The organism is Microlunatus sp. GCM10028923 (assembly GCF_042666975.1).
Taxonomy (GTDB): Bacteria; Actinomycetota; Actinomycetes; order Propionibacteriales; family Propionibacteriaceae; genus Microlunatus.
Genome location: NZ_JBHTFF010000008.1, coordinates 181,983 through 206,566 on the forward strand (window position 1 = coordinate 181,983; position 24,584 = coordinate 206,566).

Sequence of the window (24,584 nt, forward strand, 5' to 3'; positions counted from 1 at the left end):
ATTCCGCGTCCGCCCTGGCGGGAAAGGGAAACGCCCCTCCCGGACAGGTCCGGAAGGGGCGTTCCTTGGGTTCGACGGAATCAGCGGTAGTCGCTGCCCAGGTCGTAGTCCTCGAGCGGGACCGCGGCACCGGAACCGGAGCCGAAGTCGTAGTCGAAGGGGTCGTACCCGACCATCGAGTACGCCTGAGCCTTCGCCTCCTCGGTCGGCTCGACCCGGATGTTGCGGTACCGGTCCAGGCCGGTGCCGGCCGGGATCAGCTTGCCCAGGATCACGTTCTCCTTCAGGCCGACCAGCGAGTCCGACCTGCCGTGGATCGCCGCGTCGGTGAGGACCTTGGTGGTCTCCTGGAAGGACGCCGCCGACAGCCACGAATCGGTGGCCAGCGACGCCTTGGTGATGCCCATCAGGACCGGGCGACCGGAGGCCGGGGTGCCGCCCTCGGCGACGACCTTCCGGTTCTCCGCCTCGTACATCAGGCGGTCGACCAGGTCACCGGCGAGCAGGTTCGCGTCGCCCGACTCGATCACCGTCACCCGGCGCAGCATCTGCCGGATGATGACCTCGATGTGCTTGTCGTGGATCGGCGCGCCCTGGGTCCGGTAGACCGACTGGACCTCGTCCACCAGGTGCTCCTGCACCTTGCGGACACCGAGGATCCGGAGCACGTCCTGCGGGTCGGCGGTGCCGGCGGTGAGCTGCTGCCCGACCGTGACCCGCTCCCCGTCCTCGACCAGCAACCGGGCCCGGCGGGTGACCGTGTACTCGGTCGGCTCCGAGCCGTCGTCCGGCGTGACGACGATCTTCTTGGACCGGTCCCCGTCGACGATCTCGACGCGGCCGGCGGCCTCGGCGATCGGCGCCTTGCCCTTCGGGACGCGGGCCTCGAACAGCTCCTGGACACGCGGCAGACCCTGCGTGATGTCGTCACCGGCCACACCACCGGTGTGGAAGGTACGCATCGTCAGCTGGGTGCCGGGCTCGCCGATGGACTGGGCCGCGACGATACCCACGGCCTCGCCGACGTCGACCAGCTTGCCGGCGGCCAGCGAGCGGCCGTAGCACATGGCACAGGTGCCGGTGATCGCCTCACAGGTGAGGACGCTGCGCACCTTGACCGTGCTCACCCCGGCCTCGACCAGCTTGGCGATGTTCACGTCGCCCAGGTCGGTGCCCGCGGCGAGCAGCACGTCGCCGTCCGGTCCGGTGACATCGGTCGCCAGGGTCCGGGCGTAGACAGCGGTCTCGGCGTGCTCGTCGACGACCAGCTTGCCGTCGATCTGCTCCGCGATGATCTTGTTCAGGCCGCGCTCGGTGCCGCAATCCTCCTCGCGGATGATCACGTCCTGGCTGACGTCCACCAGACGCCGGGTCAGGTAACCCGAGTCGGCGGTCCGCAGCGCGGTGTCGGCCTGGCCCTTACGACCACCGTGGGTGGAGATGAAGTACTCCAGCACGGACAGACCCTCGCGGAAGTTCGCCTTGATCGGCCGCGGGATGATCTCGCCCTTCGGGTTCACCACCAGGCCTCGCATGGCCGCGATCTGGCGCATCTGCACCATGTTTCCGCGGGCACCCGAGTCGACCATCATGAAGATCGGGTTGGTCTTGGTGAAGTTCTTCTCCATCGCCATGCCGACCTTGCTCAGAGCGTCGGTCCAGATCTCGATCAGTTCCTGGCGCCGCTCGTCCTCGGTGATCAGGCCGCGATCGTACTGCTTGTCGATCTTGGCGGCCCGCTCCTCGTACGCGGCGATGATCTCCGGCTTGTCCGGCGGGGTCTCGACGTCGCCGATGGACACGGTGACCCCGGACCGGGTGGCCCAGTGGAAGCCGAGATCCTTCAGCGCGTCCAGGCAGTTGGCCACCACGACGTTCGGGTAGCGCTCGGCGAGATCGTTGATGATCTGGCCCAGCTGCTTCTTGCCCACCTCGTAGTTGACGTACGGGTAGTCCGCCGGCAGCGCCTCGTTGAACAGGGCCCGGCCCAGCGTGGTCTCGAGCAGGATGGTGCCGTCGGCACGCAGCTCCTGACCGTCCTCCGGGGTGATCCCGGAGAGCCGGATCCGGATCGGGGCCTGCACGTGCAGGTTGCCGTGGTCGGAGGCCATCAGACCCTCGGCGATCGAGGAGATCACGCGGCCCGCGCCCACCGCCTCGTCCGCCTGCATGGTCAGGAAGTACATCCCGATGATCATGTCCTGGGTCGGCATGGTCACCGGCCGGCCGTCGGCCGGCTTCAGGATGTTGTTCGTCGACAGCATCAGGATCCGGGCCTCGGCCTGCGCCTCGGCGCCCAGCGGCAGGTGCACCGCCATCTGGTCACCGTCGAAGTCGGCGTTGAAGGCCGTACAGACCAACGGGTGGATCTGGATGGCCTTGCCCTCGATCAGCTGCGGCTCGAACGCCTGGATGCCCAGCCGGTGCAGGGTCGGTGCGCGGTTCAGCAGCACCGGGTGCTCGGCGATGACCTCTTCCAGGACGTCCCAGACGACCGGACGCTGCCGCTCCACCATCCGCTTGGCGGACTTGATGTTCTGGGCGTGGTTCAGGTCGTCCAGCCGCTTCATCACGAACGGCTTGAACAGCTCCAGCGCCATCGCCTTCGGCAGACCGCACTGGTGCAGCTTCAGCTGCGGGCCGACGACGATCACGGAACGACCCGAGTAGTCGACGCGCTTACCGAGCAGGTTCTGCCGGAACCGGCCCTGCTTGCCCTTGAGCATGTCGGAGATCGACTTCAGCGGCCGGTTGCCCGGGCCGGTGACCGGACGGCCGCGGCGGCCGTTGTCGAACAGCGAGTCGACGGCCTCCTGCAGCATCCGCTTCTCGTTGTTGACGATGATCTCCGGCGCACCAAGATCAAGAAGGCGCTTCAGCCGGTTGTTCCGGTTGATCACCCGGCGGTACAGGTCGTTCAGGTCGGAGGTGGCGAACCGGCCACCGTCGAGCTGGACCATCGGCCGCAGTTCCGGCGGGATCACCGGGACGCAGTCGAGCACCATGCCGGCCGGGCTGTTCTTCGTGGTGAGGAACGCCGAGACGACCTTGAGCCGCTTCAGGGCCCGGGTCTTGCGCTGCCCGCGGCCGTTCTGGATGGTGTCCTTCAGATTGAGCGCCTCGGCCTGCAGGTCGAAGGTCTCCAGCCGCTTCTTGATCGCCTGGGCGCCCATCGAGCCCGAGAAGTACTTGCCGAACCGGGTCTTCATCTCCCGGTAGAGCACCTCGTCGCCCTCGAGGTCCTGGACCTTGAGGTTCTTGAACCGGTCCCAGACGGCGTCCAGCCGGTCCAGCTCGCGCTGGGCGCGGTCACGCAGCTGCTTGACCTCGCGCTCGGCGCCCTCGCGGACCTTGCGCTTCGCGTCGGCCTTGGCGCCCTCGGCCTCCAGCGCGCCCATGTCCTCTTCGAGCTTGCGCATCCGGTTCTCGATGTCGGAGTCGCGGCGGCCCTCGAGCTGCTTGCGCTCGACGTCGATCTTGGCCTCGAGCGAGGACAGATCGCGGTGCCGGCCGTCGACGTCGACCTCGGTGATCATGTACGCGGCGAAGTAGATGACCTTCTCCAGGTCCTTCGGCGCGATGTCGAGCAGGTAGCCCAGCCGGGACGGGACACCCTTGAAGTACCAGATGTGGGTGACCGGAGCGGCCAGTTCGATGTGGCCCATCCGGTCCCGCCGGACGTTGGACCGGGTCACCTCGACGCCACAGCGCTCACAGATGATGCCCTTGAACCGAACCCGCTTGTACTTGCCGCAGTAGCACTCCCAGTCCCGGGTGGGACCGAAGATCTTCTCGCAGAACAGCCCGTCACGCTCCGGCTTGAGCGTGCGGTAGTTGATGGTCTCCGGCTTCTTGACCTCGCCGTGCGACCAGGTACGAATGTCGTCAGCGGTCGCCAGGCCGATCCGGATCTCATCAAAGAAGTTCACGTCGAGCACGTTGTTTATCTCTTCTCTTCTGTAGCTCGTTTACTTCGCCGTTGGTGCCGACCCGCACCGACCTGAGCCGGTACGGGTCGCGCAGGGATCAGACCTCTTCGACTCCGCTGAGGGACTCGCCCGGCCGACGCGAAAGGTCGATGCCGAACTCGTCGCTGGCCCGGTAGTTGTCCTCTTCCGAATCCCTCAGTTCGACCGTGCTGCCGTCACTGGACAGCACCTCGACGTTCAGGCAGAGCGACTTCATCTCCTTCACCAGAACCTTGAAGGACTCCGGGATACCCGGCTCGGGGATGTTCTCGCCCTTGACGATGGCCTCGTAAACCTTGACCCGGCCCGGCACGTCGTCGGACTTGATCGTCAGCAGCTCCTGCAGGGCCCACGCGGCGCCGTACGCCTCGAGCGCCCAGACCTCCATCTCGCCGAACCGCTGGCCACCGAACTGCGCCTTACCGCCGAGCGGCTGCTGGGTGATCATCGAGTACGGACCCGTGGACCGGGCGTGCAGCTTGTCGTCGACCATGTGGGTCAGCTTCAGGATGTACATGTAGCCGACACCCACCGGAGCCGGGTACGGCTCGCCGGTCCGGCCGTCGAACAGCTTCGCCTTGCCGTCGCCGTTCACGACGCGGACGCCGTCCCGGTTGGGCAGGGTGTTGCTGAGCAGACCGGTGATCTCCTCCTCGGTGGCGCCGTCGAACACCGGCGTCGCCAGCCGCGAGTTCGGCTCGACCCGCTCCAGCCCGACCTCGCGCAGCCGGTCGGCCCATTCGCCCTTGGCCTCGGAGATGTCCCAGCCGCTCTTGCCGATCCAGCCGAGATGGGTCTCCAGCACCTGGCCGATGTTCATCCGGCTCGGCACGCCGAGCGGGTTGAGCACGATGTCGACCGGGGTGCCGTCCTCCATGAACGGCATGTCCTCGACCGGGAGGATCTTGGAGATGACGCCCTTGTTGCCGTGCCGGCCACAGAGCTTGTCACCGTCGGAGATCTTCCGCTTCTGCGCCACGTACACGCGGACCAGCTGGTTCACGCCCGGCGACAGCTCGTCGTCGTTGTCCCGGTCGAAGACCCGGACGCCGATCACGGTGCCGGACTCGCCGTGCGGGACCCGCATCGAGGTGTCGCGGACCTCGCGCGCCTTCTCACCGAAGATCGCGCGGAGCAGCCGCTCCTCCGGGGTCAGCTCGGTCTCGCCCTTCGGGGTGACCTTGCCGACCAGCACGTCGCCGGCGCCGACCTCGGCACCGATCCGGATGATGCCCCGCTCGTCCAGGTCGGCCAGCTGATCTTCGCTGACATTCGGGATGTCGCGGGTGATCTCCTCGGCGCCGAGCTTGGTGTCCCGGGCGTCGACCTCGTGCTCCTCGATGTGGATCGAGGTGAGGACGTCGTCCTGGACCAGCCGCTGGCTGAGGATGATCGCGTCCTCGTAGTTGTGGCCCTCCCACGGCATGAACGCGACCAGCAGGTTCTTGCCGAGCGCCATCTCGCCCGCGTCGGTGCACGGACCGTCGGCCAGCGGCGTGCCCTTCTCGACCCGGTCGCCGGCCTTCACCAGCGGCCGCTGGTTGACGCTGCTGCCCTGGTTCGAACGGCGGAACTTCGACAGCCGGTACGTCTTGTACGTGCCGTCGTCGTACGCGATGTCGATCAGGTCGGCGGTCACCGAGGTGACGGCACCGGCCTGCCCGGCGACGGTCACGTCACCGGCGTCGACGGCGGCCCGGTACTCCATACCGGTGCCGACCAGCGGCGCCTCGGTACGGACCAGCGGAACCGCCTGCCGCTGCATGTTCGAGCCCATCAGCGCGCGGGACGCGTCGTCGTGCTCGAGGAACGGGATCAGCGCGGTCGCCACCGACACCATCTGGCGCGGCGAGACGTCCATGTAGTCCACCTCGTCGGCGTTGACCTCGTCGGTCTCGCCGTGCCGCTTGCGGACCAGCACCCGGGTCTCGGCGAAGGCACCCTCCGGCGTCAGCTTGGCGTTGGCCTGCGCGACGACGAACCGGTCCTCCTCGTCCGCGGTGAGGTAGTCGATCTGGTCGGTCACCTTGCCGCCGACGATCTTGCGGTACGGGGTCTCGACGAAGCCGAACGAGTTGACCCGGGCGAAGCTCGCCAGGGAGCCGATCAGGCCGATGTTCGGGCCTTCCGGCGTCTCGATCGGGCACATCCGGCCGTAGTGCGAGGTGTGCACGTCGCGGACGTCCATCTGGGCGCGGTCCCGGGAGATACCACCCGGGCCGAGCGCGTTCAGGCGCCGCTTGTGGGTCAGCCCGGCGATCGGGTTGATCTGGTCCATGAACTGGGACAGCTGCGAGGTGCCGAAGAACTCCTTCAGCGCCGCCGTCACCGGCCGGATGTTGATCAAGGTCTGCGGCGTGATCGCCTCGACGTCCTGAGTCGTCATCCGGTCCCGGACCACGCGCTCCATCCGGCCCAGGCCGGTGCGCAGCTGGTTCTGGATCAGCTCGCCCACGGTACGCAGCCGCCGGTTGCCGAAGTGGTCGATGTCGTCGGCCTCGACCACCAGGTCACCGCGCGGGCTGTCCAGGGTCTCCTTGCCCTCGTGCAGCGCGACGACGAAGCGGATCGCGGCGACGATGTCCTCGATCGACAGCACCTGGGCGTCGAACGGCTGCTCCAGGCCCAGCTTCTTGTTGATCTTGTAACGGCCGACCTTGGCGAGGTCGTACCGCTTCGGGTTGAAGTAGTAGTTCTCCAGCAGCGCCTGCGCGGCCTCACGGGTCGGCGGCTCGCCCGGGCGGAGCTTGCGGTAGATGTCGAGCAGGGCCTCGTCCTGGGTGGAGGTGTGGTCCTTCTCCAGGGTGAGCCGCATCGACTCGTACTCGCCGAACTCCTCGAGGATCTGGGCGTCGGTCCAGCCCAGCGCCTTGAGCAGCACCGTGACGTTCTGCTTGCGCTTGCGGTCCAGCCGGACCCCGACCATGTCGCGCTTGTCGATCTCGAACTCGAGCCAGGCGCCGCGGGACGGAATGACCTTGCAGGTGTAGATGTCCTTGTCCGACGTCTTGTCGGCGGTCGTCTCGAAGTAGACGCCCGGGGACCGGACCAGCTGCGACACCACGACCCGCTCGGTGCCGTTGATGATGAAGGTGCCCTTGTCGGTCATCAGCGGGAAGTCGCCGATGAAGACGGTCTGGCTCTTGATCTCGCCGGTCTCGTTGTTCATGAACTCCGCAGTCACGAACAGCGGAGCCGCGTACGTCACGTCGCGGTCCTTGCACTCGTCCACCGTGTTCTTCGGCGGTTCGAAGCGGTGGTCCCGGAACGACAGTGACATCGTCTGGGAGAAGTCCTCGATCGGGGAGATCTCCTCGAAGATCTCCTCCAGCCCCGATTTGGTGTTGACGTCGGTGCGTCCCTCGTCCAGCGCTTCCCCGACGCGCGACTGCCAGGCGTCGTTGCCGATCAGCCAGTCGAAGGACTCGATCTGCACGTCAAGCAGATCGGGGACCTCCATGGGCTCGGCGATCTTGGCGAAGGAAATGCGACCGGTGTTAGAGACAACGTGGTTCTTCTGGGCAGTGCGCGAGGCGGCCAAGAGATGGGTCCTTCCGAAAGACTCGCGGGTGCGGTGCTGAGTGAGTCGAGGTGCTATTCAGTTGAGGTCGTGCAGTGTCGATGGTGTTGAGGTTCAGGTCTCCGCGCACGCCGAATGGCCCGTGTCAAATTCAACGGGTCGTCGAGTATGCGGAGGGCAAGGAACCAGCATAACCACTCGGCCGCGGTTTGTAAACACCTGCGGGCAGCGCTGAGTAGCGCTGTCAAATCGAGCGCGTCCGCCAAGCATACCCCGGTTCGGTGCTCGCAGCGGAAGAACCGCCGCCCGCAAAACGAAATCATCCGACCAAGCACGGGCGCCCGGCGCGGTGCCGGAATCGGGTGCAACGAACTGACAGGCTGTCGCGTGGATACGTCATGCAGCCAATCGGCACGCAGGCATTCGGTGACGGGACCAGGACGGAGGTGCCGACGGTGGCTCGACGGCCGCGACCAGCGGAAGCCGACCCGACGCCGGACTTCTCCGAGTGGGTGGCGGCGAGCGGGCCGGCCCTGCTCGGCTTCGCCCACATGGTGACCGGCAGCGGCCACGACGCGGCGGACGCGGTCCAGGACGCGCTGGTCGCGGTCTGCCCGCGCTGGAACCGGCTCCGCGAGCCGGCTCCGGGAGGTCGGACGATCGGCGCGGACGCATACGCGCGGCGGGTCATCGTCAACCGGACGGTGTCCTGGTGGCGCAAGTTCACCCGCCGGGAGTACCTGATCGACGCGGCCGAACTGCCGCCGGTCGAGACGCCGGACCGGGCCGCGAGCGACCCGGCCGGGCCGGTCAGCGACTCCGTCGTGGCCCGGCAGCTGCTCGGCACGTTGCCGACCAAGCAGCGGGCCGCGGTGGTGCTCCGGTTCTACGACGACCTGCCGTTCGTCGAGATCGCCGAGATCCTGCACTGCACCGAGAGCACCGCGAGGTCGTACGTGCACCGCGCGCTGGCCGCCCTGCGCGGCCGCCTCGGTGAGCTGCCCGAACCGCCGCATCCCGTATCCCCCTCGGACGAGGTGACCCGATGAACGACTCCCCCCAGCACGACCCGAACTCCCCCGACGACGCGCGGGCCGCCGCAGCCTTCCGGGCTGCGATGACGGATCTGCGCACGCCCGGCGATCTCGATCCCGACGCGGCTCGCCGCCGGGCCGGCGCCCGCCGCACCGCCCGGCTCGCCCTCGGCGGGCTGGTCCTGGTCCTGATCGTCGCGGCCGGCGCCGTCGTGCTGCCGAACCTGTTCGGGACCGGCCGCGGGATCGAGCCGGCCGGGCAGCCCACCATCGCGCAGGTCCCGGAGAAGCTGCCGGGCGATCCGGCGCCGAGCGGCTGGCGGACCGAGCAGTACCGGGAGCTGGTGTTCCAGGTGCCGGCCGACTGGGGCTATGCCTATGAGCCCGGCCCGGCCTGGTGTGCCGGTTCGGACGGGAAGACGCCGCGGCCCGAGCACCGCAAGCCGTACGTGGCGCTCGGCCAGCCGGACGTGCTGCCGGCGATCGCCTGCCAGAAGATGCCCGATGCGTTGATCACCGAGCACGTGGCGGCGATCCAGCCGGCCGACAAGCGGGCCGACGGTCGGTTCGAGCTCGGCAACGGGTTCTGGGAGGTCACCAAGACCGTCGGCGCGGTGAAGCTGCGGGCGGTCAGCAAGGACGCCGAGCTGGCCCAGCGGATCGCCGACACCGCGCGGGAGGCCGGCGACGACGCGCCCTGCCGGCCGGAGCACCCGATCGCCAAGAACCTGGAAGCGCGGCCGCAGCAGGCCTCCGACGTCCGGACCTACGGGGTGGTGGACCGGATCGCCGTCTGTCAGTACGACAACGGTGAGGGCCGGACCGGGCTCCGCGCCGCGGCCGAGCTGACCGGGGACGACGCGCAGCGGCTGATCGACGGGATCGCCAAGGCCCCGGCGAACGACAGCGCCGCGTGCGACCCGCCGCCCCACCCGGAGGGCGGGCTGGACATCGCCGCCGTGCTCCGGGTGCAGAGCTCGACCGGACTGCACGAGATCGTGCTGCGCCAGCAGGGCTGCCCGTCCGGCGGCGACACGGTGCTCGGCGGGTTCGACGACGGGACCACCGTGCACGCCACGACGAAGGCGACCTGCTCGGCCGTGTTCGTACCGCCGGTGTCGATCCAGGCCGGCAGCGGCTCCGTCTTCGACCGTTGCGTCCCCGGCCGCTGATCGTCGTGGCAGGCTTCGATCATGAACGGCTCGACGAGGTGCCGTGACCGGCTGATCATGGTCGGTCGGCTGGTGATGATCATGATCATCACCGGGGTGCTGACCGGCTGCTCCGGGCTCGGTCAGCGCACCGCCGCGCCGCCGGACGACTGGCGGACCGAGCAGTACCGCGACGTCACCTTCCGGGTGCCCGCCGACTGGGCCTACGCCTACGAGCCCGGGCCGGACTGGTGCGGTCACGGCCTGCCGGATGACGGGCCCGGCCGACCGTACGTCTCGCTCGGCGAGCCGAGCGCGCGGCTCGAGATCGCCTGCCCCGCGCTGCCGGACAACCTGATCACCGAGCATGTCGCCGTACTCTCCACCTCGAGCTGGCCGACCACTCCGCCCTACGACCGCCCGGACGGCCGGACCGAGATCGGCAACGGGTTCTGGGAGGCGACCCGCACCGTCGCTTCGGTACGGCTGCGGGTGATCAGCCGGGACGCCACACTGGCCCAGCGGATCGCCGATTCGGCGGCGGCGGCCGGCGACACCGCGCCCTGCCGGCCCGATCATCCGGTGATCACCGACCACGCGTTCCGCCCGGAGCCGGCCGTGAAGCTCGGAACGGTCGACCGGATCACCCTGTGTCAGTACGACCTCGGAGGGGCAGCCAGGCCGGGCGGGGTCCGGGCCGCCGGAGTGCTGGCCGGCGCCGCCGGGCAGAAGTTGATCAAGGCCGTCGGCGACGCACCCGTCTGGGACGGCCCCCGCTGCCCGGCCGACGAGGACCGGCACTGGCCGGATCTCACGGTCGTGCTCCGGGTGCACACCGACGCCGGGCTGCGCGAGCTGATTCTGCGGCAGGGCGGCTGCTCCAACGGCGCCGGGCCGGTGATCGGCGGGTTCGACGACGGCCGGACGGTGCGGACGGCCACGGCCGAGACCTGCCGGGCGGTGCTGGTGGAGCCGCTGCGGATCGACAGCGGCAGTGGCTCCGTGTTCGCGCGCTGCGTCACGCGACGCTGAGTGCCGTGGCACGCTGTGGACATGACCGGCTCGCCGCAGCGCCGTGACCCGGGCCGCCGACGCCCGCTGATCCTGGTCGTCGCCCTGGCGTTGATCGTGGTCGTGGTCGCCCTCGGATTCGGTACGGACCGGCGGGCCGCGGCGTCACCGGACGACTGGCGGATCGAGCAGTATCGCGAGGTCACGTTCCAGGTGCCGGCCCATTGGGGCTATGGCTCTGAACCCGGCCCGGACTGGTGCGGCCGTAGGAAGGAGCAGCCCGGCCGGAAACCGCCTTACGTGATGCTCGGCAGCGCAACCCTCCGGCTCTCGATCCCCTGCCGCCCCATCCCCGACTCCTTGATCAGGGATCACGCCGCCGTGGCTTCGGCGGATCCGCGATCGTGGCCAGAACCCGACCCGCGGCCGGACGGGCTGTACCGGATCCAGGCCGGGTTCTGGGAGGCGATCCGTACCGTCGGGTCGGTGCGGCTGCGCGCGATCAGCCTCGATGTCGGGCTGGCCCAGCAGATCGTCGACTCGGCGGCCGTGGCCGACGACACCGCGCCCTGTCGGCCCGATCACCCGATCCTCACCAACCTCGAGGTCCGGCCGAGTCCGGCCGGCGACGTCACCCGGCTGGGGAGGGTCGACCGGATCACGCTGTGCCAGTACGAGTACGAAGGAGTCCGGGCCACCGGGGTCATCACCGGCGCCGAAGCGCAGCGCCTGATCGACGCCGTCGCCCGCGCCCCGGTCTGGAACGGCCCGGTCTGTCCGGCCGGTGAGGATCAGGGGGCGGAACTTGCCGTCGTGCTCAGGGTGCAGAGCGATGCCGGACAGCGGGAACTGATCCTGCGGCAGGGCAGCTGTGCCAGCCCCAGTCCCATCGTGACCGGCGGCTTCGACGACGGCCGGACGGTCCGGACCGCGACGTCCGAGACCTGCCGAGCCGTCCTGGTCCAAGGACTGATCCTCGGCAGCGGCAGCCTCGCCCTCTTCGAGCGCTGCTGGCTCTAGGAGCCTGGTGCCGAACACGCACTGAGCACCGCGCGACCGCAGGATCTCCTTCTGCCGGGAAGCAGGACTCGCCGAGTGGACGAAAACGGCGCCTCAGCGGCACTGGACCCGCCCAAATCGTCCACTCAGTGAAGGCCTGGTGGGTGCGCCCGACACGAAACCGCAAGATCTTCGGTTTGGACCTGACACGGGCGCTCAGACCATGAGCCGAAGCCCGGAGGTGAACTCTCTGGGTGTAGCCGCGCGAACGGAACCCGATCTCCGCGGACGTTCCCGCGGGAACGTGTTCGACGCCCGTCGCCTAGGAGCCGGTGAGGGCGTCCAGGCGGTCGGAGTCGAGCCGGTAGACCTCGATGGCGGTGCCGGCGAGGACGCGGGACCGGTCGGCCGGGGGCAGGGCGTCGATCAGGGGGCGGAGGCCCTGCCAGGTGCGCTGGTAGCCGCCGGCGGTGATCGAGACCGGCCAGTCGCCGCCGTACATCAGCCGGGCCGGGCCGAAGGCGGCGAGGGCCTGGTCGACGAACGGGCGGAGCGAGGTGGTGCTCCAGTCCTGCGGATCCCGTACCGGATAGAGGCCGGAGAGCTTCGCGAAGACGTTGGGGTACTCGGCGGCGCGGGTGATCAACTCCGTCCAGCGGCCATCCGCCGCAGGGCCGAACGGACCATGATCATCGATCGGCGGTTTGCTCAGATGGTCGATGATCAACCGCAGGTCGGGATGCCGCTCGGCCAGCGTGGACACGTGCTCCAGGTGCCGGGGCAGCACCGCCACGACGTCGTACGCCAGCCCGGCGCGGGCCAGCAGGCCGAGGCTCTCGATCACCTCGGGCATGATCAGAAAGTCCGGATCCTCGCGATCATGGATGAGGTTGCGGATGCCGACGATCAACGGGTCACCGGCCAGCCGCTCGATCCCGGCGGCGACCCGGTCCGGGTGCTCCAGCGGCAGGTAGCCGACCACCCCGACCACCTGATCATGATCACGTGCCGCCTCGAGCATGTAGTCGGTGTCCTCGGCGCTGTCCGCCGCCTGCACCAGGACGGTGCCGGCCACCCCGGCTTCCTCGAGCTCGGCGTTCGCGTCGGCCTGGGTGAACGTCCGGAAGATCGGACCCGCCTCGGGGCCCAGCCAGTCGTAGCGGACCCGGTCCAGATCCCAGATGTGCTGGTGCGCGTCGATGATCATGACGCGAATCCTAAGACGCCGGTTGCCGCCGCCTGCGAGCACTGCGAAACTATATAGGCGAACAGACTTCGACAATGTCGAACGGAGTGTCATGGTGGTCACGGGGGATTCGCAGGCTCGACCGTCGCGGGCGGTGCCCAGGCGCCGACTGCTGGCCGGCGGAGTCGCCGGCGCGGCCCTGGTCGCGCTGCCGGCGCTGCCGGGGACCGAGGCGGCGGCCGAGGATCGCGGCCGGGGTCGGCTCGCCGTGATTCCGCCGCTGCCGCCCGGGGCGCCGGACCGGCGGCTGTTCGCCCCGGCGGAGCAGCGGCTGGCGCCGTACCTGGTCACGCTGGCCGCCCTGGTCAACGAGATCGACGACTCCGACACCGCGCTGCGGGGCCGCTTCCAGGGCGGCTGGTGGCGGACGCCCGACGAGCCGTACAACGCGCGGGTCCAGGAGCACGTCCACACGCTGAGCTGGTTCTACGCCCGGCGGCGGCCGTGGAATCCGTACACCGGCAGCGTGCCGCTGCTGCACCGGCTGGACTGCGCGCTCGGCTACTACCTTTCGCTGCAGCACGACGACGGGTCCTGGCCGGAGCTGAGTGCCGAGGAGCGCTCCCGGGCCGCCACCGCGTTCGCGCTCGGCTATCTGAGCAAGACCGTCCGGGAGCTGCGGCCGCTCGGCGTGCTCGGTGCCCGGCTGCGGCAGGTGTCCGCCGCGCTGCGCCGGGCGATGGTCTGGTTCCTCGACCCGGGCAACGGTGGCGTCTGGCAGGACCGGTTCGTCGAGTTCGTCAATCAGCCGATGGCGGGCCTGGCCGGGGCCGGGTTGGCGCTGGAGCTCGACCCGGACCCGGATCTGCGCCGGCTCTGGCTGGATCGGATCGACTTCATCACTAGATACGGGCAGAGTCCGGCCGGTTTCTTCCACGAGCCGCGCGGGATGGACATCGGCTACAACCTCAACGTGACCCCGGCGGAGCTGGTCGAGATCCGTGCCGCCGTCCCCGCTCCCGGCCTGGTCACCGCGGCCGAGCGGTTCGCCGACTGGCTCGGCTACAACCTGGTCGCGGAGCCGGACGGCGCCGGCTTCATCGCGAACACGGCGGCGTCGGCCCGGACCACGACCTACTTCCTCGACGCCGTCACGCCGGACCGGCAGCAGCGCGACCTCGGCTCGCGGCTCTGCGCCGAGGTTCCGGGGCTGCGGCCGTACTTCCCGGCGGACGAGGAGCGGCAGCAGCAGCGGGCCGCCTGGCGTTCCGCCACCGAACCGGTGCCGGCGCTGGAGCGCGGCGACACCAACCCCCGGATCATCGTCAACGTCGACCTCGGCGAGACCTATCCGAGCCGCGCCGACCGGCAGGCCGCGATCGAACGGCTGCCGTACCTCCGATCGTCGCGCTGGACCGAGCTGCGGTACGGCGACGATGATCAACAGCAGTACCTGTTCGCCCGGCGGCCCGGCTACTACACGCTGGGGTTCTACGGCCGGCGCGCGACGACGCTGGTCCGGTCCGGGCTGGCCCTGCTCTGGCATCCGGCCGGCGGCACCTTCGTCCATTCCGGGCACAACGCCAACGACGACTGCTGGGGCACCTACCTGACCGGGCTCGGCGTCGACGCCAACGGCGACCTCGCCATCCGTTACTACGAAGGGGAGATCGCGGCCGACACCGAACTCGTCGGTGCCGCCGCCGTGGCCGGCGCCGACGAGCTCGTGCTCGCCTGGCGGACCGGCTCCGGCCGGGTCTCCGTGCAGGCCCGGCTCGGGCCGGACCGGCTGACCAAGATCATCGACGTCACCCAACCCGGTGCCGAGCAGGTCCCGCTGCTGCTCCGTGACGATGATCAACTGACCACGCCGGAGGGAGCCGTGCTCGGCGCCGACCCGGTCGACACGACGGCCTCCGGACTGCGGATCCGCCGCGGCTCGACCGAGTTGATCATCGACTGGACCGAGCCGAGGCCGATCCGGCTCGGGGCACCGAAACGCGGCTACTTCGCCGACGCCAGCCGCAGGCTGCGGGTGCTCTCCGTACTCCATGATCAACAACTGACGGTCGAGTACGACTTCGCACCGCCCGCGTGATCGAGATCTGGGAGATATCCTACAGATTCGGGCGAGGGTGATGGGCTACGCTGCGAGCCCGTCGCGCAATCGATCGACCGGAGGTGGGGATGGCTGACCCGGAGGGTGCGGGGATCTCGTTCCGCCGGCTGACGTCGCCGGCGCCGCTGCACCAGACGGTGCAGGAGGAGATCCGGAACTTCATCGTCGCCAACCGGCTCGGCCCGGGTGACCCGATCAAGCCCGAGGCGGAGCTGGCGCGGGAGTTCGGGGTCAGCCGGAACTCGGTCCGGGAGGCGGTCAAGGCGCTGGAGTCGACCGGCGTGCTGGAGACGCGGCGCGGCAGCGGGGTCTACGTCCGGGACTTCTCGTTCGCGCCGCTGCTGGACCATCTGCCGTACGGGCTGATGCACGGTGGCCGGGCGCTGCGGGAACTGGTGGCGCTGCGGAAGGCACTGGAGTCGGCCATGATCGGCGACGCGATGGCGGCGATGAAGCCGGAAACCGAGGCCGCGATGCGGGAGGTGCTGGCCGAGATGAGCCGGCTCGCCGAGGCGGGCCGGCCGTTCGCCGACCAGGACCGGGAGTTCCACCGGCTGCTGTTCCGCGACCTGGGCAACGCGATGCTGCTGCAGCTGTTCGACCTGTTCTGGATGGCGTACCACCGGGCTGCCCCGGCGATGCCCGGCCGCGAGCCGGCCGAGGTGTGCCAGAACCACGTGGCGATCCTGGACGCGGTCGTCGCGGGCGACCTGCGGCAGTCGCAGGAGGCGGTCCAGCGGCACTACACCGGCATCGAGGACCGCCTCCGCGACTGACCTCAGCCGCCGAAGGTGAGCCAGGTGTCTTCCAGCGGCTGCTGGCCGACGCCGGGCTTGGTCCAGTCGCAGACGCCGTCCGGGAAGAGCTGCGCCAGCCGGCCGCGCTCGGCGGGCGTGAACGGGACGGCATAGTCGGCCGGATCGACCGGCTTCAGCCGGCAGGTCACCACGTCGTCGGCGAACGGGGCACCGGCGACCAGCCGCGGCGTGGTGTGCACGGGATACAGTGCGCCGCACTCCCCCGCGTTGTCCGGGGTCAGCGGCTGGACGATCTTGCGCGGCTCGGCGTCGCGGCTCCAGCAGGTGTCGGTCAGCCCGGCCGGCTTGGTCCGGACGGCCTTCGTGTGCGCGGAGCCGGCCGCGGTGTCCCGGACGAGTCCGGTCAGCCAGCTGTCCATGCTGGTCAGGGCGTACTTCAGGGTCGGGCTGTTCAGGCTGAACCCGCCGTAGCGGTTGTCCTCGAGCAGGAACACCTGGTTGGCCGCATCGCCGTTGGCCGCCGTCAGCCGGGCCCGGGTGGCGCGCCCGTGGGTGGTCATGTGGATGTCGCCGTTCACGGCGTCCTCGGAGTACGCGCGGTAGTCGATGATCGGGGTGCCGGCCAGGCCCGCGCCACCGTTCAGGATCCGGCCGGTGCGGTAGCCGGCGGCCCGGGCGTTCGGGTCGGCCTTGGTGCGCCGCGGGGTCGGCTTCGCGTCCAGGTCCAGCCCGCCGATGCCCTCGTTGAGGTCGAGGAACTGGTCGACCGTGATCGTGCCGGCGTTCAGCGCCGCGAGCCCGTACTGGACGCCGACGTTGTCCAGCGGCCGGCGGGCGAAGCCGGTGTCCGGGTCGCGTCCGTACACGTTGACGGTGTGGTCGTAGACGTCGGCGCGGGCGCCGTCCGGGTTGGTCTCCGGGTGGTAGCGCAGGTCGGTGGGCAGTCCGTCCGGGAACTCGGCGACCGGGTCCAGCCGCTTCGCGCCGTCGCTGAGGTTCTTGATGCTGCCCCAGCTCAGGAAGCCGGCGACCCGGCGCTGCTGGTCCTGGCTGAAGGTGTCCGGCGCGACCTCGGTGAAGTAGCGGTGCAGCAGCCGGGAGTCGAACAGGGTGAAGTTCGTCGCGGACGTGACGTCGGGGAAGGACTGGCCGACGACGATGCCGTCCAGCAGGCCCGGATAGTTGTCGGCGATCTGATGGCTCTGGTACGAGCCGCCAGAGGATCCCCAGCCGATCGTGAACAGCGGGTCGCCGTACTGCTCGACGAAGCGTTCCTTGATCATCATCATCGTCTCGGCCGCGAGCAGGTCGTTGCAGTTGTTGCCGAAGACGTTCAGCGAGGCGGAGGCCACCGCGTAGCCGCGGCCGAGCATGGTCGGGTCCAGCACGCCGCCGGTGTTGGTGCCCTGGGTGTACCAGCCCCGTCGGCAGCCGCCGCCGAAGGTGTAGATCAGCCGGTCGTTCCAGCCCGGGCCGCGGTGGAAGGCCGACGGTGCGTCGGTGGCCGGGTCGTGCAGCATCGAGATCTGGTAGATCGCCCGGTTCAGCGTGCCGGTCTCGATCCTGATCAGGAACGGCACCTCCGCACCGGTGCTGGTCGTCGTCCAGGCAAGATCATCGGGCCGGACCGACGGGTCCGGCAGCGGCAGCGTCTTGCCCGCCGTGGACCGGTAGGCGTAGTCGACCCGGGTCCTGATCGAACAGTCGTCGTCCAGCGGGGCACCGAGGGTGCTGCCGTCGACAAGCTTGAACCGGTCCGTCGTGCAGAGGTACGGCGACTCGTGCGGGCCGCTGATCACCGGGCCGGCGGCGGGGTGGTTGGTCAAGATCAACTGCGCCCGCAGCGATCCGGCTTCCGCGACCAGCCGGTTGGTCCCGACCCGAAGTTGATCAAGCAGGCCGGTCAGCGTGTGCGCCTCCGGATCCGGCCGGAACGCGCCGGTGACGTCGGCACCGTCGAGGCTGAGCCGGACCCCGGCCAGCGGCTGCTCCTTCGGCACGGTCGCGGTGATCAACACGTCACCGGCGGTGACCAGGCCGGGCCGGGCCGAGACCGCCGTCAGCCGCAGGCCGTCGGCCGCGGCGGCGTCCGGAGCCTGCGGTACGGCGAGCAGGGCCGCGACGACGGCCAGGACGGTGACGAGCAGGGCGAGCGTGGACCGGGACGGGGTGCGGTGGCGGGACGACATCGCGGGACTCCTGACTCAACGGTGGGCGGAGTGGGCGGCGCACTCGGTGTGGTGGCCGGGTGACCTCCATGATCGACGGGACCGGCCGCCGGCGACAGTCTTGACAGTCCGTCCAGAGACACCCGGGCCGGACGTCAGCGGTCCCCGCCGCGCCGTGCCGCGGGCACGATGCTGTCCATCGGCAGCCGGGCCGTGAGGCCGCGGGGCAGGTCGGCGTCACCGGCCCGGAGCGCGCTCAGCTCGGCTGCGGTCAGGGCCCGGTCGTAGATCCGGAACTCGTCCAGGCTGCCGTGGAAGCGGTCGGCGCCGTCCAGCCGCTGGCCGAGGTAGATCGGGGTCGGATCGTCGCCGCTGACCGGGCCCTCGGCGCCGGCCGCCTCCGCGACCCGGTCCCCGTCGACGGACAGCGTGACGGTGCCGCCGCGCCGCTGCAGCACGACCTGGTGCCACCGGCCGTCCGCGTACGCGCTCGGGGAGCTGACCGTGGCCGAGCCCAAGGGAGTGGTCACGGTGCCGCGGAGCCGGTTCGCGCCGGGTTCCGCGCGCAGCCAGACCTCCGGTGCGCCGTTCAGTCCGTACGCCCAGAACAGGGCCTGGTTCCGGCTCGCGTCGTCGTACCGGAACCAGGTCGAGACGGTGAAGTCGTCGGGGCCGAGCACCGGTGTGGTCCGGTACGGCAGCTGGACCCGGCCGCGCTCGCCGTCGAAGGCGAACGCCCGCCCGAACCGGCCCTGGGTCAGGCCGACCCCGTCGAAGACCAGCGCCGACCGGCCCGGCAGCTCCGGGGTCGACGCAGGCGTCGGCAGGTCCCGCTCGTCGAGCCGGACGAACGCGATCTCCGAGCGGTAGTCGGTCGGGCCGCGCTCGTAGAGCATCCCGAGCCCGCCGTCGGGGAGCTCGACCAGGTCCGAATAGCCGCCGTAGCAGGCACACTCCTCGACGGACAGGCTGCGGTCGTTGCTGCCGTACACCTGGAGGCCCTCGTCGGTCGAGTCGCCCGGGGTGTCCACGCCCTGCCAGCTCAGGCCCTCGTCGAAGGTCGCCCGGAGGGTCGGCCGGATCCGCGGCCCCGTGTTCACCGACGGCGCCAGGGTGAGGATCCGGTTGAACGCGCCGCCGGTGTCGGTGGCGCCGTAGCGCAGCGCCGAGGACTGGATGTACGGCGCCTCGAAGCCGCGGACCAGTGTGAAGTCCCGGTGGTAGGTCGCGCCGCCGTCCTTGCTGATCGCGATCGCGCGGTGCGGCCGGACGTTCGGGTCGGCCTCCTCCTCGGGCGTCCCGCCGTGCCACTCCTGCCGGGCCCACACCATGACGTCGCCGTTGACCAGCTCGACCAGGCTGAGCTCCTGCGGAATCAGCTGCTTCTCCTTGGTGTAGTGGGCGTGGGCGCCGCGCTGCCAGGTGACCCCGGCGTCATCACTGAAGATCAACATCGCCCCGGAACCGGTGTCGTCGTTGTAGTTGATGCCCGCGATCAGCCGGCCCCGGTGATCACCACGGGTGAGCTGGACGGCGTGCACCGGACCGGTCGCGTAATGACCCCAGGCCGGGTCGTCCAGCTGCGGCTGCAGCCGCGGCGGCGTCCAGGTCGCCCCGTTGTCGTCGCTGTGCAGCACGTACGGGGTCCGCGGCGCGGTCCGCTGGTTGCCGCCCGGGATGGCCGGATCGACCGGGTTGTGCATGCCGAGCATGACGATCCGACCGTCCGGGGCGGCGTCGACCGCGGGCGCGCCGGGCAGCTTCCGGTAGACCACCGGGCCCGGGTTGCCGCGGGTCGCCGGGGCCGTCGGGTCGCCCGGCTCGCCGCGGACGACGGTCTGGATCGGCCCCCACTCCGTCGCCCCGGGCGGCAGCCGCCGGACCACGGTCTCGAGGTTCGACTTGTCGGCACAGGTGTGGAACCGGTGCTCGGCGAACGCCAGCAGGCTGCCGTCGGCGGCCCGGACGAGGGCCGGGATCCGGTAGCAGCCGGACGGCACGTTCGGGCTGGCGAACAGCACGGTGGTCCGCTCCGCGAACGGGTCGAGCAGGGGCTCCCTGGCTCTCGGTCGCTGGGGCATGATCATGGTTTCGCTCCTTCGGTCTCCGTGGTCCGGGACGGGACGAGACCGAGTCAGCGGGACGGGATGATCGAATCCAGCGCCAGCCGGACGGTCAGGCCGCGCAGCTCCACGGTCGGGGTGCGGTGCAGGCCGGCGAGCTCGGCCGGGCTCAGCGCCCGGTCGTAGATCCGGAACTCGTCCAGGCTGCCGTGGAAGCGGTCGCTGCCGTCGAGCTGCTGGCCGAGGTAGATCGGGGTCGGGTCGTCGCCGCTGACCGTGCCCGCCGCCCCGGCTGCCGTACCGACCCGGGCACCGTCGACGTACAGCTCGAGGGTGCCGCCCTGCCGGCGGAGTGCGACGTGGTGCCAGCGGTCGTCGGCGTAGCCGTCGGCGGCGGTGACCGTGGTCGTGCCGGCGGTGCTGGCCGCGGTGCCGACCAGCCGGTCGCTGCCCGGTTCCGCGGTCAGCGACACCTGGGGCTTGCCGTCGGTCCCGTACGCCCAGAAGAGCGTCTGGTTCCTGGTGCCGTCGCCGTACCGGATCCAGGTCGAGACGGTGAAGTCACCGGACGCCAGCACCGGGGTGTTCCGGTACGGCAGCTGGACCCGCCCCTGCCGGCCGTCGAAGGCCAGGGCCCGCCCGGTCACGCCGTCGGCCGTACTGACTCCGTCGAAGACGAGGGCGCGGCGGCCCGCCAGATCCGCGGTCGTGGAGGGAGTGTGCAGGTCCGCGTCGTCGAGGACGACGAAGGCGATCTCGGCCCGGTAGTCGGTGGTGCCGGCGCAGGTCCGGATGGACCAGCAGCCGGACTTCGTCCGTTCGTAGAGCAGCCCGATCCGGCCGTCGTCGAGCTCGACCAGATCGGAGTAGCCGCCGAAGCAGTGGCAGTCGGCGACGGTGACGCTGCGGTCGTTGGTGCCCCAGACCTGGACGCCCTCGTCGGTCGAGCGGGCCGGGGTGTCCACGGTCTGCCAACTGAGGCCCTCGTCGAACGACGAGCGGAGCGTCATCCGGCTGCGCGGGTCGGTGTTGACCGAGGCCGAGGAGGTGACGATCCGGTTGTACGGGTCGCCCTCGTCGGTGGCCCGCAGCCGCAGCACCGCCGACTGGACCGGCGGCGCCTCGAAGCCGCGGAGCAGGGTGAAGTCGCCGGCGTAGCTCTCCCCGGCGTCCTTGCTGATCGCGAACGCCCGGTGCGGCCGGACGTTGGGATCGGCCTCCTCCTCGTCGGTGCCGCCGCTCCAGTTCTGCCGGGCCCAGACGTACAGGTCGCCGTTGGCCTTCTCGACCAGGCTCATCTCCTGCGGGATCAGCTGGTCCGTCAGCGGATACTCGGCCCGCGCGCCCTGATGCCAGGTCACCCCGCCGTCGTCGCTGTAGACCAGCATCGCGCCGCGGACACCGGCCGGCACGTAGTTCACGCCGACCACCAGCCGCCCGGCGTGTTCGCCCCGGGTCAGCTGGATGGCGTGCACCGGTCCGGTCGCATAGTGACCCCAGGTCGGATCGTCCAGCTCGGGCAGGAAACGCGGCCGGCCCCAGGTCTCGCCGTGGTCGTCACTGAAGACGAGGTACGGGGTCCGCGGCGCGTTCGGGATCTCCGGGTCGAGCGGATTGTGAGTCCCGAGCAGCACGACCCGGCCGTCCGGGACATCGGTGCGGGGCGCGCCCGGCAGCTTCCGGTAGACCACGGGCGCCGCGTTGCCCCGGGTCGCCGGCGCCTGCGGGTCGTCGTCCTCGCCACGGACGACGGTCTGTTCCGGCAGCCACTCGGTGGCACCGGCCGGCAGTCGCCGGACCACCGTCTCGATGTCGGACTTGTCCTGGCAGCTGTCCATCCGGTGCTCGGCGAACGCCAGCAACGAACCGTCCGCGCCCTTCACGATGGCGGGGATCCGGTGGCAGCCGGTCGGCACGTTCGGGTCGTCGAACACCACGGTCGTCTGGTCCCGGAACGGATCCTCGGTGGACCCGGCGGCATCGGCCGTCGGCGGCTGGGTCGGGAGCAGGGTCGCGGCTGCGGCGAGCGCGGCGATCAGCACCGCCGCCAGTCGGCCGGTCCGTTTGATCAGCATCGTTGCTTCTCCTTGTTTTCTTGGGAAGTCGTCTTCCGTGCCCTGAGCCTGTCGAAGGGCGAGCCGGGTCATCACCCCTGCCCTTCGACAAGCTCAGGGAGCGTTCTTGCGTGGCCGGCCTTCGACGGCGGCCGCGAACTGTTCGCGGAGGTGGCGGCTCTCGGCGTCGGTGGCCGCGGTCCGGGTGGGGGCGTCGGGGTCCAGGTAGGTCGGCGGGGTCGCCTCGTGCAGGGCCCACCGCGCCCTGGCCTCCCGCAGCTCGGCGAGGGCGCCGGCGTGCGCCGGGTCGTCGGCCAGGTCGGCGAACTCGTACGGGTCGGTGGCGAGATCGAACAGGGACTCACCGGCGGCATCGGACCAGAGCAGCTTGTACCGGTCCGATCTGATCATGATCGCCGACTCCTGCCGGCGATCCTCCGCGAGGACGTAGTCGTGCCCGGCGCCGGGAATGCCGAGATCCCTTCCCAGCAACGGTTGCGCCGGCTCCGTGCCGCAGGCCGCCAGAACGGTCGGATCGAGATCGATCATGGACACCAGCCGATCGCTGACCTCGCCGGACCGCCCCGACCCGGGGTACTTGATCAACAACGGGACCTTGATCACTGGGTCGTACATCGGCCCGTCCTTGAGCAGCAGGTGGTGGAAGCCGAGATACTCGCCGTGATCGGCGGTGAAGATGATCAAGGTGTCGTCGTAGCGGCCACTGCGGTGCAGCTCGTCCAGCAGCAGCCCGACCTGATGATCAAGCTGGCTGATCGTGGCGTAGTAGTGCGCCATCACCCGGCGCAGGACCGGCTCGGTCAGCGGGCCGTAGTCGAAGTAGCGCCGCCGGTAGCGCTCGTCGCCCGGCGGGATCGCGTCGGCCCAGCCGGGCAGCACAGTCAGCGCATCAGGGTCATACGTCTCGGCCCAGCCGGCCGGCGGGTCGAACGGGTGGTGCGGCTTCACGAACGACACGTGCAGCAGCTCGCTCCGGCCCGGATCCCAGCCCGCCACGGCCCGCCGGGCCCGCTCGCCGATCCAGCTGGTCGAGTGCCACGCCTCGGGCAGGTCGGACGTCCCGCTGCCGTACGTCTCCCAGTAGGAGGCCGGCGCCCGGTCCCGGAACTCGCGCTCCTGGTCGACCAGATCGGTCACCGGCGTCAGCCCGGCCGCGGCCAGCTCCCGGTGGTAGTCGTCCTCGTAGCGACCCGGGCCGTCCTGCTCGGCCAGCTCCAGGCTGTCGTACCCGACGTCGAGGCGGGTCGGCGTGAAGTGCATCTTGCCGACCGCGGCCGTCCGGTAGCCGGCCCGGCGCAGCGCCCGCGGGAAGGTGTCGATCCCCGGCGCCAGCGTGCAGCGGTTGGTCCAGCCGCCGTGCTGGCGTACCTGCAGGCCGGACAGCAGCGAGTAGCGCGACGGCGTACAGACCGGAAACGTGCTGTACGCGTTGCGGTAGTGGACCCCGTCGGCGGCCAGCCGGTCCAGCGCCGGCGTCCGGACGTCGGGATGGCCGGCCTCGCCGAGACAGTCCGCCCGGAACTGGTCGGCCTGGATGATCAGCACGTCGGGGGTCATCAGCCGTCGACCCCGAACCCGAGCCGGGTCACCTCGGCCCGCAGCGCCGCCCGTTGCTCCGGCGTCACCGAAGCGAGCGGTGCGCGGACCGGCCCGCAGTCGACACCGAAGACCGAGCCGAGGGCCTTGAAGCCGGCCAGCTCACCGGCCGGCGCCGCGGCCGTGTCGATCACCTGCTGGGCCAGCAGCTGCAGCCTCCGCGCCTCGCCGAACTCACCGCGTCGCGCATGATCGATCAGCCGGCCGAACAGCGGCCCGGCGAAGTTGTACACCGACCCGATCGCCAGCCGGGCGCCCCACTGCCAGGCCGCCAAGATCAACTTCGCCACCCCGATGAACACCTCCTGGCCGCCCTCGCCGGCCAACTGCAGGCAGCGCTGCAGATCCACCATGTCGTTGTCGGCGAACTTCACGCCGGCGAAGGTCGGGATCCGTTCCCGGGCCATGATCAACACCTCGCTGGCCTTCAGGTTCACGCCGGTCACCGAGGGGATGTGGTAGTACGTGAACGGCAGCGACGGTGCGGCCTCGGCGATGGCCGCGCAGGCGTCCACCAGGGCGCCGACCGAGCCGGGCCGGTGGAAGTACGGGGCGACCGCGGAGATCGCCCTGGCCCCGATCCGCTCGGCGTGACCGGCCAGCCGGCGGGACTCGCTGAGGCTCGCGTGCCCGACGTGGATGATCACGTCGAGCCGGCCGTCCGCGACCTCGAGCCACCGTTCGGCCAGCGCCATCCGCTCGTCCGTCGTGAGAGCGGCCCCTTCACCTGCCGTACCGCCGATGTAGGCCGCCGGAGAACCCCAGGCCAGCAGGTCGTCGGCCTGCTTCGCGACGGTGTCGAGGTCGAGCCCGCCGTCCGCGTCGAACGGTGTGAAGACCGCGGTCAGCAGGGCCATGCCGTCGCCCTCGGTGGGATAGCGCAGGTCGATCACGGAGTTCTCCCTCGGGCTCACTTCTGCAAGATGTCCTACAGAT

14 protein-coding genes are annotated in these 24,584 nt (G+C 70.3%); 6 read left to right on the plus strand and 8 right to left on the minus strand.

Annotated features, from left to right (window positions below; genetic code table 11):
- Positions 1-80: 80 nt before the first annotated feature.
- Both ACFQU4_RS20920 and rpoB read right to left on the minus strand, forming a co-directional pair.
- Complete coding sequence (locus ACFQU4_RS20920; RefSeq protein ID WP_377495513.1) at positions 81-3,938, minus strand: DNA-directed RNA polymerase subunit beta'; 3,858 nt, start codon at positions 3,936-3,938, stop codon at positions 81-83.
- An 88-nt stretch (positions 3,939-4,026) separates the two neighbouring features.
- Positions 4,027-7,509: a DNA-directed RNA polymerase subunit beta gene (rpoB, locus tag ACFQU4_RS20925; RefSeq protein ID WP_377495515.1), complete on the minus strand. Its 3,483-nt coding sequence runs from the start codon at positions 7,507-7,509 to the stop codon at positions 4,027-4,029.
- A 434-nt stretch (positions 7,510-7,943) separates the two neighbouring features.
- Between rpoB and ACFQU4_RS20930 the strand changes: the two genes are divergently transcribed.
- Genes ACFQU4_RS20930 through ACFQU4_RS20945 form a run of 4 tightly spaced genes read left to right on the plus strand, consistent with a single transcriptional unit; the run spans position 7,944 to position 11,704 of the window.
- On the plus strand, positions 7,944-8,537 hold the full coding sequence (locus tag ACFQU4_RS20930; protein WP_377495517.1) for a SigE family RNA polymerase sigma factor: 594 nt from the start codon (positions 7,944-7,946) through the stop codon (positions 8,535-8,537).
- Complete coding sequence (locus tag ACFQU4_RS20935) at positions 8,534-9,694, plus strand: hypothetical protein (RefSeq protein ID WP_377495519.1); 1,161 nt, start codon at positions 8,534-8,536, stop codon at positions 9,692-9,694. Before ACFQU4_RS20930 ends, ACFQU4_RS20935 begins: the two co-directional genes overlap by 4 nt.
- 21 nt (positions 9,695-9,715) lie before the next feature.
- Positions 9,716-10,705 carry an SIMPL domain-containing protein gene (locus ACFQU4_RS20940; RefSeq protein ID WP_377495521.1) on the plus strand — a complete coding sequence of 330 codons (990 nt, stop codon included), beginning with the start codon at positions 9,716-9,718 and terminating at the stop codon, positions 10,703-10,705.
- A 21-nt stretch (positions 10,706-10,726) separates the two neighbouring features.
- On the plus strand, positions 10,727-11,704 hold the full coding sequence (locus tag ACFQU4_RS20945; protein WP_377495523.1) for a hypothetical protein: 978 nt from the start codon (positions 10,727-10,729) through the stop codon (positions 11,702-11,704).
- Positions 11,705-12,005: 301 nt separating this feature from the next.
- On the opposite strand, the gene ACFQU4_RS20950 is transcribed toward ACFQU4_RS20945, so the two are convergent.
- Positions 12,006-12,890, minus strand: coding sequence for an amidohydrolase family protein (locus ACFQU4_RS20950; protein ID WP_377495525.1), 885 nt, complete (start codon positions 12,888-12,890; stop codon positions 12,006-12,008).
- Between the two features lie 133 nt (positions 12,891-13,023).
- On the opposite strand from ACFQU4_RS20950, the gene ACFQU4_RS20955 reads away from it, so the two are divergent.
- A complete protein-coding gene (locus ACFQU4_RS20955; protein ID WP_377495527.1) occupies positions 13,024-14,967 on the plus strand; it encodes a hypothetical protein in 1,944 nt (647 codons plus the stop codon).
- Between the two features lie 89 nt (positions 14,968-15,056).
- Positions 15,057-15,764 carry a FadR/GntR family transcriptional regulator gene (locus ACFQU4_RS20960; RefSeq protein ID WP_377495529.1) on the plus strand — a complete coding sequence of 236 codons (708 nt, stop codon included), beginning with the start codon at positions 15,057-15,059 and terminating at the stop codon, positions 15,762-15,764.
- A 2-nt stretch (positions 15,765-15,766) separates the two neighbouring features.
- Here ACFQU4_RS20960 and ACFQU4_RS20965 read toward each other — a convergent pair whose 3' ends face one another.
- The 5 genes from ACFQU4_RS20965 to ACFQU4_RS20985 all read right to left on the minus strand — a co-directional run bounded on the left by ACFQU4_RS20965 (position 15,767) and on the right by ACFQU4_RS20985 (position 24,541).
- On the minus strand, positions 15,767-17,935 hold the full coding sequence (locus ACFQU4_RS20965) for a DUF6351 family protein (protein ID WP_377495531.1): 2,169 nt from the start codon (positions 17,933-17,935) through the stop codon (positions 15,767-15,769).
- A gap of 134 nt (positions 17,936-18,069) precedes the next feature.
- Complete coding sequence (locus tag ACFQU4_RS20970; RefSeq protein ID WP_377495533.1) at positions 18,070-20,001, minus strand: LamG-like jellyroll fold domain-containing protein; 1,932 nt, start codon at positions 19,999-20,001, stop codon at positions 18,070-18,072.
- A gap of 47 nt (positions 20,002-20,048) precedes the next feature.
- The gene (locus ACFQU4_RS20975) at positions 20,049-22,052 is read right to left on the minus strand and encodes a LamG-like jellyroll fold domain-containing protein (RefSeq protein ID WP_377495535.1); all 2,004 of its coding nucleotides are present in this window, start codon (positions 22,050-22,052) and stop codon (positions 20,049-20,051) included.
- 93 nt (positions 22,053-22,145) lie between these two features.
- Complete coding sequence (locus tag ACFQU4_RS20980) at positions 22,146-23,609, minus strand: sulfatase-like hydrolase/transferase (RefSeq protein WP_377495538.1); 1,464 nt, start codon at positions 23,607-23,609, stop codon at positions 22,146-22,148.
- The gene (locus ACFQU4_RS20985; protein WP_377495540.1) at positions 23,609-24,541 is read right to left on the minus strand and encodes a dihydrodipicolinate synthase family protein; all 933 of its coding nucleotides are present in this window, start codon (positions 24,539-24,541) and stop codon (positions 23,609-23,611) included. The genes ACFQU4_RS20980 and ACFQU4_RS20985 overlap by 1 nt, the downstream gene beginning before the upstream one ends.
- Positions 24,542-24,584 lie beyond the last annotated feature (43 nt).

Coding starts and splice junctions, on each gene's coding strand:
- ACFQU4_RS20970 (WP_377495533.1), bottom strand. CDS start 20,001: ATGATCATGCCCCAGCGACCGAGAGCCAGGGAGCCCCTGCTCGACCCG.
- ACFQU4_RS20980 (WP_377495538.1), bottom strand. CDS start 23,609: ATGACCCCCGACGTGCTGATCATCCAGGCCGACCAGTTCCGGGCGGAC.
- ACFQU4_RS20960 (WP_377495529.1), top strand. CDS start 15,057: ATGGCTGACCCGGAGGGTGCGGGGATCTCGTTCCGCCGGCTGACGTCG.
- ACFQU4_RS20965 (WP_377495531.1), bottom strand. CDS start 17,935: ATGTCGTCCCGCCACCGCACCCCGTCCCGGTCCACGCTCGCCCTGCTC.
- ACFQU4_RS20935 (WP_377495519.1), top strand. CDS start 8,534: ATGAACGACTCCCCCCAGCACGACCCGAACTCCCCCGACGACGCGCGG.
- ACFQU4_RS20975 (WP_377495535.1), bottom strand. CDS start 22,052: ATGCTGATCAAACGGACCGGCCGACTGGCGGCGGTGCTGATCGCCGCG.
- ACFQU4_RS20945 (WP_377495523.1), top strand. CDS start 10,727: ATGACCGGCTCGCCGCAGCGCCGTGACCCGGGCCGCCGACGCCCGCTG.
- ACFQU4_RS20940 (WP_377495521.1), top strand. CDS start 9,716: ATGAACGGCTCGACGAGGTGCCGTGACCGGCTGATCATGGTCGGTCGG.
- ACFQU4_RS20950 (WP_377495525.1), bottom strand. CDS start 12,890: ATGATCATCGACGCGCACCAGCACATCTGGGATCTGGACCGGGTCCGC.